At 74.5% G+C, this 13,686-nt stretch carries 2 pseudogenes; both read right to left on the bottom strand.

What is annotated here, in order from left to right:
* Positions 1–58: 58 nt before the first annotated feature.
* Positions 59–5,034, bottom strand: a pseudogene (locus LADH09A_RS09995) (type I polyketide synthase); the annotation flags it as partial.
* Positions 4,954–13,584, bottom strand: a pseudogene (locus LADH09A_RS09990) (SDR family NAD(P)-dependent oxidoreductase); the annotation flags it as partial. The pseudogenes LADH09A_RS09990 and LADH09A_RS09995, both read right to left, overlap by 81 nt.
* Between the last annotated feature and the right edge of the window lie 102 nt (positions 13,585–13,686).

Below are 13,686 nucleotides of genomic sequence, written 5' to 3'. Positions count from 1 at the left end.
CCAGCGCGGAACTGTCATCGGTGCCGCCGCACAGGCTGTCCAGGAAGGCGGCGAGCGTGACCGGGTTCGGGTAGTCGAAGACGAGGGTGACGGGCAGCCGCAGCCCGGTGGCGGCACCCAGGCGGTTGCGCAGCTCCACGGCGGTCACCGAGTCGAAGCCGAGCTCCTGGAACGCCTTCTTCGGCGGCACCTCGTCGGCCGAGGCGTAACCGAGCACCGTGGCCACCTGCGCCCGTACCGTCTCCAGCAGGACCTTGGCCCGCTCGGCCGGCGGCAGGCCCGCCAGGCGCGCCGTGGCACTCTCGCCGGCGCCGTCCCCGTCGCGGGCGATGGCCGCGAGCACCTGCTGTGCCTCCGGGATCGCGCTGACCAGCGGGCTGGGCCGGGTCGCGGTGACCGCGACGAAGAACCGCTCCCACCGGATGTCGGCGACGGTGAGGAACGGCTCGTCGTGCTCCACCGCCTGGCGCAGCGTGGTGATCGCCAGCTCGGGTGCCATCTCGGCGACGCCGTGCCGGGTCAGCAGCTCACCGAACTCGCCGTCGGCCATGCCACCGCCGCCCCAGGCCCCCCAGGCGATCGCGGTGCCCGGCAGGCCGAGCGACCGGCGGTGCTGCACCAGGGCGTCCAGGTAGGCGTTGGCGGGGGCGTAGTTGCCGACGCCGGAGCTGGCCACCGTGCCGGCGAAGGAGGAGAACGTGACGAACGCGTCCAGGTCCAGGCCCCGGGTCAGCTCGTGCAGGTGGCGGGCCGAGTCCACCTTGGCGCGCAGGACACCGTCGACGCGGTGTGTCTCCAGCGCGTCGATCACGCAGTCGTCGAGGACGGCGGCGCTGTGCACCACAGTGGTCAGCGGGGTCTTCGCGGGGATCGCGTCGATCAGCGCGGCCAGGGCGTCCCGGTCGGCGGCGTCGCAGGCGGCCAGGGTGACGGTCGTACCCAGCGCGGTGAGGTCGTCACGCAGCCGGTCCGCACCGGGCGCGTCCGGGCCGCGGCGGCTGACCAGCAGCAGGTGCTCGGCACCGCGTTCGGCCAGCCAGCGGGCCAGTTGGGAACCGAGGCCGCCGGTGCCACCCAGGATGAGGGTGGTGCCGCGCGGCTCCCAGCTCCGCGCCGGGCCGCGGTCACCGACCGGGGCGCGCATCAGGCGCCGGCCGAGGAGGCCGGGCGGGCGGATCGCGGCCTGGTCCTCGCCGGTCGCGCCGGAGAGCAGGGCACAGAGCAGGCCCGAGCCTCGCTCGTCGAGGGTTGCGGGCAGGTCCACCAGGCCGCCCCAGCGTTCCGGGTGTTCGAGCGCGGCCACCCGGCCGAAGCCCCAGAGCAGCGCCTGGGCCGGGTTGGCCAGGGGGTCACCCGGTCCGGTGCCGACCGCGCCGCGTGACGCGCACCAGAGCGGGGCGCCGACGCCGAGGTCACCGAGGGCCTGCACCAGGACGACGGTGGCGGCAAAGCCGCGCGGGGTGGAGCGGTGCCCGTCCAGGACCCGCTCGTCCAGGGCGAGCAGGGACAGCACCCCGTCGGGGCGGTCGCAGCCGGCCGCGTCGAGCGCCAGGGTGAGTTGGGCGGCCAGGGCGGTGCGCTGGACGTCGACTGGGTCGATCTCCAGCGGCACCACCTGCGCGCCGCCAGCTCGCAGGGCGTCGCCGACCTGGGCGGGCAGCGAGGAGTCGAAACCGGCCGGTACGGCGACCAGCCAGGTGCCGGTGAGGCGGGCGGGCTGGTCGGGGACGCGTGCCCACTCGTCGCGGTAGCGCCAACTGTCCAGCATCGAGCCGGTCTGCCGCTGCCGCCGCCACGACGACAACGCCGGGAGCAGGTCCCCCACCGCCGCCGGGTCGGCGCCGATGGTCTCGGCGAGCACGTCCGCGTCCTGCCGCTCGACGGCGTTCCAGAAGACGGCGTCGTCCGTGCCGGGCGTCGCGGCGGTGGGCGCCGGGGGCCGCTGGCCGCCCAGCCAGTACGGCCGGCGCTGGAAGGCGAAGGTCGGCAACGGCACGATGCGTCCCTGCGGCTGGACCGTCGCGAAGTCGACGGTGGCACCGTGCACGTACGCGGCGGCCAACGACTGGGTGAACCGGCGGAGCCCACCGTCGCCGCGGCGCAGCGTGCCCAGGACCACGGCGTCGCCGCCGGTCTCCTCGGCGAGGCCGGTGAGCCCGGCGATCAGCACCGGGTGCGGGCTGATCTCGACGATCAGGGCGTGACCGGCGCCCAGGGCGGTGCGGACCGCCCGGTCGAGGCGGACGGGGTTGCGCAGGTTGTCGTACCAGTAGCCGGCGTTCATCGCGGTGCCGTCGATCGGCTCGCCGGTGACCGTGGAGATGATCGGCACGGTGCCGGCGGTCGGAGTGATCCCGTCCAGCAGCCGGGCCAGCTCGTCCTCGATCGGCTCGACCTGGGCGCAGTGCGAGGCGTAGTCCACCTGGACCTGCCGGGCGCGGACGCCGGCCGCCTGGGCCGCCGACAGGAAGGCCGCGACGTCGGCGCCGGCCACGACCACACTGGACGGGCCGTTCACGGCGGCGACGGCGATGCCGTCGGTGAGCAGCGGTTCGACCGCCGAGAGCGGGGCGTTGACCGACACCATGCCGCCGGTGCCGGACAAGGCCAGCAGCGCGCGGCTGCGCAGGGCGACCACCTTGGCGGCGTCGGTCAGCGACAGGGCGCCGGCCACACACGCGGCGGCGATCTCGCCCTGGGAGTGGCCGATGACCGCGCCGGGCCGTACGCCACGGGAGATCCAGGTCTCGGCGAGCGAGACCATCACCGCCCACAGCGCGGGCTGCACCACGTCGACACGGTTCAGCGCGGCCGGGTCGGTGGAGCGCAGCACGTCGAGCAGCGACCAGTCGACGTACGGGTCGAGGGCGGCGGCGCACTCGGCGATCCGGGCGGCGAAGACCGGCTCCTGGTCGAGCAGTTCGGTCGCCATGCCGAGCCACTGGGAGCCCTGGCCGGGGAAGACGAAGAGCGGCCGGCCGCCGAGCAGGTGGTCGGCCCGGGGGGCGCTGCCGTCGGGGAACTCGGCGAGGGTCTGCAGCATCTCCGTGCGGTTGGCGCCGACGACGACGGCGCGGTGGTCGAAGGTGGCCCGGGTCTTCCACAGCGAGTGACCGACGTCCGTCGGCGTGAGCGAGGGGTGCCGGGTCAGGTGCTCGTGCAGGCGTCGGGCCTGCTCGACGAGACCGGCCTCGGTACGTGCCGAGATCGGCCACGCGGCGAGCTGACCGTCGCTGCCGTCGGTGGCGTCGACGGGGGTCTCGGCCGGTGGCTGCTCCAGGATGATGTGCCCGTTCGTGCCGGACACGCCGAACGACGAGACCCCGGCCCTGCGCGGGTGCCCGGTCTGCGGCCACGGGATCGTCTCGGTGAGCACCTGCGCGGCGCCCGCCGACCAGTCCACGTGCGAGGTGGGTGCGTCGACGTTGAGGGTCTTCGGCAGGATCCCGTGCTGGATGGAGAGCACCGCCTTGATCAGCCCGGCGATGCCGGCCGCCGACTGGGTGTGCCCGATGTTCGACTTGACCGAGGTGATCCAGAGCGGGTGCTCCGCCGGACGGCCCCGGCCGTACGTCTCCAGCAGCGCCTGCGCCTCGATCGGGTCGCCGAGGGTGGTGCCGGTGCCGTGCGACTCGACGGTGTCGACCTGGTCCGGGGTGAGTCGCGCGTTGGCGAGCGCGGCCCGGATGACCCGCTCCTGGGCCGGCCCGTTCGGGGCGGTGAGGCCGTTGGAGGCACCGTCCTGGTTGGTCGCGCTGCCCCGCACGATCGCCAGGATCGGGTGGCCGTTGCGCTGCGCGTCGGAGAGCCGCTCGGCCATGATGATGCCGACGCCCTCCCCCCAGGCGGTGCCGTCGGCGGCCTCGGCGAAGGGCTTGCACCGCCCGTCCGCGGCCAGCCCCTTCTGCCTGCTGAACAGGATGAACGCGCCCGGCGCCGCCATGATCGTGACGCCGCCGACCAGGGCGAGGTCGCACTCGCGCGACCGCAGCGACTGGACCGCCCAGTGCATCGCGACCAGCGACGACGAGCAGGCTGTGTCCACCGTGACGGCCGGTCCGCCGAAGCCCAGGCTGTACGCGATCCGGCCGGACGCGACGCTGGTGGTGGTGCCGGTGCCGAGGTACATGTCGACGCCCTCGGGCGCCTCGTGCAGCGCGGTGCCGTAGTTCTGCTGGGTGATGCCGACGAACACGCCGGTCTGGCTGCCGCGCAGGCTCTGCGGGTTGACGCCGGCCCGCTCGATCGCCTCCCAGGACGCCTCCAGCAGCAGCCGCTGCTGTGGGTCCATGGCGAGCGCCTCGTGCGGGCTGATCCCGAAGAACGCGGCGTCGAAGTCGGCGGCGTCGGTCAGGAACGAGCCCTCCCGGACGTAGCTCTGGCCGGGTGCGTCCGCGTCCGGGCTGTAGAGCGACTCCAGGTCCCAGCCGCGGTCGGCGGGGAGCGGGCCGAGCGCGTCGCGCCCGCCGACCAGCATCTGCCAGAGGTCCTCCGGCCCGCGTACGCCTCCGGGGAACCGGCAGCTCATCGAGACGATCGCGATCGGCTCACGGTCGCGGTTCTCGGCCTCGTGCAGCTGCTGGCGGGTCTCCTGCAGGCTGGTGGTGACCTTCTTGAGGAAATGGCGAAGCTTCTCGTCGTCTGCCATCACGACACTCCGAACTCTCGGGTGATGAACTCGAACATTTCGTCGTCGGTGGCCGACTCGAGGTCCTGCGCCACGTCTGCGGCACCGGTGGGCTCCAGCCCGGCCAGCAGGTCCCGCAGGCGACTGGTCACCTGCTCGCGGACCGGCCCGTCGCCGGGCAGCGTGGCCACGGCGGCTTCGATCCGACTCAGCTCGGCCAGCAGCGGCTCGGCCGCTCCGACCTCGTCGGGCACCACCTGCGCCCGCAGGTACGCGGCGAGCGAGTGGGCGTTCGGGTAGTCGAAGACGAGGGTGGCGCGCAGCCGCAGGCCGGTCGCGACGTTGAGCCGGTTGCGCAGCTCGACGGCGGTCAGCGAGTCGAATCCCAGTTCCTTGAACGGCAGGGTCGGGTCCACCTCGTCCGGGCTCGGGTAGCCGAGGACGGCGGCGACGTTGGCGCGTACCACCTGGAGGACCAGGGCGTCGGCGTCCTCGTCGGAGAGGCCGGCGAGCCGCTGGGCCAGGCCCACGACCGACGGGCCGCCGGCCGGTTCGGCGATTGGCCGGGTGGCGCCGCGCACCAGCCCGCGCAGCAGCGCCGGCACGGTCTCCACCGGCTGGTTACGCAGTCCGGCCAGGTCCAGGTCGGCCGGAACCAGCAGCGGCTCGTCCAGCACACCCGCCGTGTCGAACAGGGCGAGCGCCCGGGCGGTCGGCAGTCGCCGGACCCCGCCGCGCGCCACCCGGCGCAGGTCGGCGCCGTCCAGGTGCCCGGTCATGCCGCTGGCCTGCTCCCACAGGCCCCAGGCCAGGGATTCGGCGGGCAGGCCGAGTGCCCTGCGGTGCCGGGCCAGCTCGTCGAGGAAGGCATTGGCCGCCGCGTAGTTGCCCTGCCCCGCGCCGCCGAGCACGCCGGCCGCCGAGGAGAAGAGCACGAACCGGGCGATCTTGCGATCCCGGGTCAGCACGTGCAGGTTCCACGCGGCGTCGGTCTTCGGCGCCAGTACGGCGTCGATGCGGTCCGGGGTCAGCGCGGTGACCACGCCGTCGTCCAGCGCCCCGGCCGCGTGCACGACGGTCAGCGGCCGGTCGGCCGGTATCCGGTCGAGGACCGCCGCGAGGGCGTCGCGGTCGGTGGCGTCGCAGGCCTCCACGGTGACCTCGGCACCGAGGTCGGTCAGGTCGGTGACCAGCTCGTCCACCCCGTCGGCGGAGCGTCCGCGCCGTCCGGTCAGCACCAGCCGCCGAGCGCCGTGCTCGGTGACCAGGTGCCGGGCGAGCAGCCCGCCGAGGGTGCCGGTGCCGCCGGTGATCAGCACCGTGCCGTCCGGGTCGCCGGTGGTGATGTCCGCACGCGGTTCCGGCGCGACCGGGACCGGCGCGAGGCGGGGAGCCAGCGGGCGGCCGGCACGGACGACCACCTGCGGCTCGCCGGAGGCGACCGCCGGGACGGCCACCGCGAGCGAGGTGGGATCGTCGTCGAGGTCGAGCAGGACGAACCGGTCCGGGTTCTCGGCCTGCGCGGTGCGGATCAGGCCCCATGCGGCGGCTGCGGCCAGGTCACCGGCCGCGTCGTCGGTGGTCGCCGCGACCGCGCCGCGGGTGACGACGACCAGGCGCGACGCGCCGAACGCCGGCTCCGCGAGCCATCGCTGCGCCAGGTCGAGGGCGAGGGTGGTGGTGCGCCGAGCGCCGACGCCGGGTTCGGCCGTCCCCAGTGGATCCGCTTCGAGCGTCGCGAAGACCAGTTCTGGTACGGCCGGGGCGTTCGCCAGCGCGGCCAGGTCCGGGTACCCGGCCCCGGCGACACCGGTGAGCTGGTACGGGTCGACGCCGACGACGGCGGTGGCCGGCGCCGTCGCGGGCAGCACCGGGGTCCAGTCCAGCCGGTACAGCGACTCGTGGTCGCCGCCGCGGGCACTGGCCAGCCGGTCCGCCGAGACCGGCCGCATGATCAGCGAGTCGATCTCGGCGACGGGCGCGCCGGTGCTGTCGGCGACGGTGAACGAGACGCCGACGGCGCCGGCCGGCTTGAGCCGGATCCGGAAGCTGGAGGAGCCGGTGGCGTGCAGCGAGATGCCACTCCAGACGAACGGCAGGCGACTCCGTTCGGCGGGTTCGCCGTCGCCCATCCGGGTCAGGAAGTTGTTCAGCGACATGGCCTGGAGGCCGGCGTCGAGCAGGGCCGGGTGCATTCCGTAGGCGCCCGCGGCGGCCCGGCCCGACTCGGGCAGGGACAGCTCGGCGTAGACGTCGTCCTCGGTGACCCAGGCGGCGCGCAGGCCCTGGAACATCGGTCCGTAGTCGAAGGCGGTCCGGCTGACGGCCTCGTAGAACTCGGTGAGGTCGACGGGCCGGGCGCCCGGCGGTGGCCAGGTGGTGAGGTCGGCCGGTGCGGCGGGATCGGCGGCGGTGCTGATCGCGCCGGTGGCGTGGTGGATCCAGCCGGTGGGGCTGAGCGCGTCGGCGGGCTCTCCGTCGTCGGAGCGGGAGCGGACGTTGAAGGCGCGCCGGCCGTTGCCGTCCGGTGGGCCCACCCAGAGCTGTAGTTGGCGGGCGCCGCGTTCGGGCACGATCAGCGGGGTGAGCAGGGTGAGTTCCTCCAGTCGCCGGCATCCGGTCTGGGTGGCGACGTGCAGGGCGAGTTCGACGAAGGCGGTGCCGGGCATGACGTTGGCACCCATCACCTTGTGCTCGCCGAGCCACGGGTGGGCCTCGACGGAGAGCAGGCCGGTGAAGAGGACCGCGTCGGAGTCGAGCAGCGGGATGGCGGCGCCGAGCATGGGGTGGCTGGCGGCGCTGAGACCGGCGGTGGCGATGTCGGCGGTGACCGGCAGGTTGACCTCGTCGACCCAGAACCGCTGGTGCTGGAACGGGTAGGTGGGCAGGTCGACGGTCCGGGCCGGCGGGACGACGGTGCTCCAGTCGACCGGGGCGCCCTGCACCCAGGCCTCGGCGAGGGCCCGCACGATCTGCTGGGGGCCGCCTTCGCCTCGGCGTAGCGTGCCGACGGCGGGAACGTCGGCGGTGTCGGCGATCGCACCGGTGAGCACGGGGTGCGCGCTGACCTCGACGAAGATCCGGTGCCCAGCGGTGTACGCGGCCTGCACGGCCTGGTCGAGCCGGACCGGTTGACGCAGATTGCGATACCAGTAACCGGCGTCCATCTGGCCGCCGTCCTCCACCGTGGAGAACACCGGCACCACACCCGGCTGCGGACGCACACCCTCCAGCAGACGGGCCAACTCCGCCTCCACCGGCTCGACCAGAGCGCAGTGCGAGGCGTAGTCCACCTTCACCCGCCTGGCCCGCACCCCAGCCGCTTCGGCGGCGGCCAGGAACGCGTCCAGGTCAGCACCGGCCACGGCGACACTGGTCGGCCCGTTGACCACCGCGACACTGACCCCCTCGGTCAGCAGGGGGGTGACCACGTCCAGGCCGGCGTTGACCGACACCATCCCACCGGTGCCCGCGATCGACAGCAGTGCCTGACTGCGCAACGCGACGACCTTCGCCGCGTCGCTGAGCGACAGCACACCCGCCACGCAGGCCGCCGCGATCTCCCCCTGCGAGTGGCCGATCACCGCGTCCGGGGTGACGCCCCTGGCCCGCCACACCTCGGCGAGGGACACGTGCACCGCCCACAACACCGGCTGCACCACGTCCACCCGCTCCAACGGATCGTCCGAGCGCAACACCTCCAACAGGTTCCAGTCCACGAACGGATCCAGCGCCGCCGCGCACTCCGCGATCCGCGCCGCGAACACCGGCTCGGCATCCAGCAGAGCCACCGCCATGCCGACCCACTGCGAACCCTGACCCGGGAACACGAACACCACACCGGCCGAACGCGCCACACCGGAGACCACCGTGCTGGACGGCAAACCGTCAGCCAGCGCCGCCAGCCCGCTGCGGTGGTCGGGGCCGAGCACGACCGCGCGCTGGACGAACTCGGATCGGGCCACCAGCGAGTGGGCGACCTCGGCCGGCGCCGAACCCAGGTCGGTGAGCCGGCGAGCCTGGTCGGCGACAGCCCGGGCGGTACGCCCGGACAGCACCCACGGCACGTCCTGCGACACCACGGCCGGCTCGTCGAGCGGCGCAGCCGGCGCCTCCTCGATGATCACGTGCGCGTTGGTGCCGGAGACACCGAAGGACGAGACGCCGGCCCGGCGCGGACGCCCGTACGCCTCCCACGGTCGGGCGTCGGTGAGCAGCTCGACCGCGCCGGCCGACCAGTCCACCTCGGGAGTGGGCTCGTCCACGTGCAGGGTGCGCGGCATCGTCTCGTTGCGGATCGCCGCGACCATCTTGATGATCCCGGCGACACCGGCGGCGGCCTGCGCGTGCCCGATGTTCGACTTGATCGACCCGAGTCGCAGCGGCCGGTCCGCGGGCCGGCCCTGGCCGTACGTGGCCAGCAGCGCCTGTGCCTCGATCGGGTCGCCCAGCACCGTGCCGGTGCCGTGCGCCTCGACCACGTCGACGTCGGCGGTGCCCAGGCCCGCGTTGGCGAGGGCGGCCCGGATGACGCGCTGCTGCGACGGGCCGTTCGGGGCGGTCAGCCCGTTGGAGGCGCCGTCCTGGTTGATCGCGCTGCCCCGGACCACCGCGAGGACCTGGTGGCCGTTGCGGCGCGCGTCGGAGAGCCGTTCGACCACCAGGACGCCGGCGCCCTCGGCCCAGCCGATCCCGTCGGCGGACCCGGCGAACGACTTGCACCGACCGTCCGGGGCAAGCCCGCGCTGCTGGCTGAACGCGACGAACGCGGCCGGGGTCGCCATCACCATCACGCCACCGACCAGCGCGAGGGAACACTCCCCCTGCCGCAGCGCCTGGGCCGCGAGGTGCAGGGCCACCAGCGAGGACGAGCAGGCGGTGTCCACCGACAACGACGGCCCCTCCAACCCGAGCGCGTACGAGACGCGGCCGGAGATGACGCTGGCGGTGGTGCTGGTCAGGCCGAAACCGCCGACGCTGGACGGGTCACGGCCGAGGACACCGCCGTAGTCCTGGCCGCTGGTGCCTGCGAACACGCCGGTCCGGCTGCCGCGCAGCGACACCGGGTCGATGCCGGCCCGCTCGATCGCCTCCCAGGACACCTCGAGGAGCACCCGCTGCTGCGGGTCCATCGCGACGGCCTCGCGGGGGCTGATCCCGAAGAACGCGGCGTCGAAGTCGGTGGCCCCGTCGACGAAGCCGCCCTCCCGGACGTAGAAGCCACCCGGTCGGTCCGCCTCCGGGTCGTAGAGACCGGCGATGTCCCAGCCCCGATCCTCCGGCACCCCGGTGATCCCGTCTGCGCCCACGTCGACCAGGTGCCACAGGTCCTCGGGCGTGCGCACCCCGCCGGGGTAGCGGCAGGCCATGCCGACGATGGCGATCGGCTCGTCGGCGGCGATCGGCGCGGCCTCGGGAACCGCCGGTGTCGGCGCCTCGATGCCGATCAGCTGCTCGTGCAGGTATCCGGCGAGGGCCTGCGGGGTCGGGTAGTCGAAGATGAGGGTGGCCGGCAGGCGCAGCCCGGTCGCCCCGCCCAACTGGTTGCGGATCTCCACGGCGGTCAGCGAGTCGACGCCGAGTTCGGAGAGGGGCTGCTGCGGCGGGACGGCCGCCGGACCGGAGTGGCCCAGGACGGCGGCTGCCTGTCCGCGTACGAGATCGAGCAGTGCCTTCTCCCGGTCCGCCTCGGCGAGGGCGGCGAGGTGGGTGAGGAACGCGTTGCCGGCGCGGTTCTTGGTGCCCGGCCGGCCACCCGTCACCCGGACCAGACCGCGCAGCAGCACCGGGACGCCGCCCTGGGCGCCCTGCGCCCGCAGCGCGGCGAAGTCCAGCCGGGCCGGCGCGACCACCGGTACGGACGCGGCGATCGCCCGGTCGAAGAGCGCGAGCGCGTCCTCGGAGGGCATGGAGACGATGCCGCCGCGGGCGATCCGGGAGAAGTGGGTGTCATCCAGGTGCTCGGACATGCCACTGCGGGCGTCCCACAGGCCCCAGACGAGCGACACCGCGGGCAGCCCGGCGGCCCGCCGGTGCTGGGCGAGCGCGTCCAGGTAGGCGTTCGCCGCCGCGTAGTTGCCCTGACCGCCACCGCCGAGGGTCGCGGCGAGCGAGGAGAACAGGACGAACGCGCTGAGGTCCGCGTCCCGGGTCAGCTCGTGCAGGTGGTGGGCGGCATCGACCTTGGGCCGCAGCACCGCGGCGACCCGGTCCGGGGTGAGTGCGCTGACCACGCCGTCGTCGGAGACCCCGGCGACGTGCACCACGGCGGTCAGGGGATGCTCGGCGGGCACCGAGGCGAGCAGCGCGGCGACCGCGTCCCGGTCGGCGGTGTCGCAGGCCTCCAGGGTCACCGCGGCGCCCAGCCTGGTCAGTTCGGCGCACAGCTCGGCGGTGCCGTCGGCGGCGCCGCCCCGGCGGCTGGTGAGCAGCAGGTGCCGCGCGCCGTGCCGGGTGACCAGGTGCCGGGCGAGCAGGCCGCCCAGGGTGCCGGTGGCACCGGTGATCAGAACGGTGCCGTCCGGGTCGAGCGGGCGGTGCGTCTCACGGGTCGGGGCGAGCCGGGCCAGCCGGGGCACCCGTACCGCACCGCGGCGTACGGCAATCTGCGGTTCACCGGAGGTGACCGCCTCGATCAGCCGGCCGGGGCTCTCCGGGTGCGCGTCCAGGTCGGCCAGGACGAAGCGCTCCGGGTTCTCCGACTGGGCCGAGCGGATCAGGCCCCAGACCGGGGCGGCGGACAGGTCGGTGACGTCCTCGTCCGGGCCGGCGGCGATCGCCCCGTGGGTGACCAGGACCAGCCGGGCCCCGTCGAAGGCCGCGTCGTCCAACCAGTGCTGCGCGGTGACCAGCGCGGCGATGGTGGTGGCGTGGGTGGACCGGGGGTCCGGGTCCGTTGCGGAGCAGTCGACCAGCACCAGGTCCGGACGGTCCGCCCCACCGGCCAGGGCGACACCGAGGGCCGCGAGGTCCGGGTAACGGTCCACGCCGCGAGCGTCGAGTGCGGGCAGGTCGTCGCCGAGGACCACGATCCGGCCCGGGTCGACGGCGGTGGTCGTGACGGCCGGCCAGTCGACGTGGAAGAGCGTGTCGTCGGTGGTGGCGAGTTGGTCGGCGGAGATGGGCCGCAACGTGAGCACCCGCACCTCGGCCACCGGCGCGCCGGTGGCGTCCGCGACGGCGACGCTCACGTCGGCGTTCTCCGCGATCCGCACCCGGACCCGCAGGTCGGTGGCTCCGGCCGAGTGCAGCGCCACGTCGTTCCAGGCGAACGGGAGCCGGTTGCCCTGCTCGGTGGTGCGGGCCGGCAGCAGGCCGGTGGCGTGCATGGCCGCGTCGAGCAACGCCGGGTGCAGGCCGAAATCGGCCGCGTCGGTGCCGCTGCCGTCCGGGATACGCACCTCGGCGTACGCGTACTCGCCGGCCACCCAGGCTCGCTGGAGCGCCTGGAACGCGGGCCCGTAGGTGAACCCCTGCGCGGCCAGCCGGTCGTAGAAGCCGGTCAGGTCGGCGGGCTGGGCCCCGGCGGGCGGCCAGCTGGTGAAGTCCCGCCAGTCCGCGGTGGACGCCTCGGCGGCCTGGACCACCCCGGCGGCGTGGCAGGTCCACGGCTTGTCCGGGTCGGTGACGTCGACCGCTCGGGAGTGGATGGTCACCGCGCGGGAGCCGTCGTCCTCGGCCGGGCCGACCCACACCTGGAGTTCGGTGTCGCCGCGCTCGGCCAGCACCAGCGGCGCCTGGAGGGTGAGTTCCCGCAGGTGGCCGCAGCCGACCTGCTCACCGGCGCGCAGCGCGAGTTCCACGAAACCGGTGCCGGGCACCAGCACGGTGCCCTGCACGGCGTGGTCGGCGAGCCAGGAGTGCTGGTCCAGGCTGAGACGGCCGGTGTAGAGGAAGCCGCCGCCGTCGGCGAGCGCGACGGCCGCGCCGAGCAGCGGGTGCCCGGCCGGGCGTACGCCCACGTTGGTCAAATCGCCGGTCCACCGGCGGGAGGTGTCCGGCCAGTAGCGCTCGTGTTGGAAGGCGTACGTGGGCAGGTGCACCGGGCGGCCGGCGGGGAGCACGGCGCGCCAGTCCGGCGACACGCCGTGCACGTGCAGGCGGCCGACCGCGGCGAGAAGAGCCACCGGTTCGGGGCGGTCCTTGCGCAGCGCGGCGACGACCACCTGACCGTCGGTCCGGCAGTCCTCGGCCAGCGCGGTGAGGACACCGCCGGGGCCGATCTCCAGCAGGGTGGTGACGCCGGCGTCGGCCAGGGCGCTGAGGCCGTCGGCGAACCGGACGGCGTCCCGGACGTGCCGCACCCAGTAGGCGGCGTCCTGCCGTTCGTCGAGCCGGCCGGTGACGTTGGAGACGATCGGGATCCGCGGTTCGTGGTAGGTGATGCTCTCGGCGACCCGGCGGAAGTCGTCGAGCATCGGCTCCATCAGCGCCGAGTGGAAGGCGTGGCTCACGGTCAGTCGCTTGGCCTTACCGAAGTGCGCGGCGACGGCCTCGACCGCGTCCTGCCGGCCGGAGAGCACGATCGAGCGCGGGCCGTTCACCGCCGCGATCGACACGCCCTCGGTCAGCAGGGGCAGCACCTCGGCCTCGGTGGCCCGAACCGCGATCATCGCCCCGCCCGAGGGCAGCGCCTGCATCAGGGTGCCGCGGGCGGCGACCAGGGTCGCGGCGTCGGCGAGGGACAGCACGCCGGCGACATGCGCGGCGGCCAGCTCACCGACCGAGTGGCCGATCAGGTGGCCGGGGACGACGCCCCAGGACTCGATCAGCCGGTACAACGCCACCTCGACGGCGAAGAGGCCGGCCTGGGTGTAGGCGGTCTGGTCCAGCAGGCCGTCCGGGTTCTCCGCGATCACCCGGCGCAGCGGCTGCTCCAGGTGCGGCTGGAGGGCGTCGCAGACCTCGTCGAACGCCGCCGCGAAGGCGGGGTACGCGGCGGCCAGCTCGGTGCCCATGCCGGTGCGCTGGGAGCCCTGGCCGGAGAAGAGGAACGCGGTACGCGCGGTCTCCCGCTGGCCGACGAGCACTGCGGTGTCGAGGCGCCCCTCCGCCAGCGC

The organism is Micromonospora cabrerizensis (assembly GCF_022230955.1).
GTDB lineage: Bacteria > Actinomycetota > Actinomycetes > Mycobacteriales > Micromonosporaceae > Micromonospora > Micromonospora cabrerizensis.
Note: the sequence above shows the minus strand (reverse complement) of the source record. Positions and strands in the feature narration are given on the sequence as shown.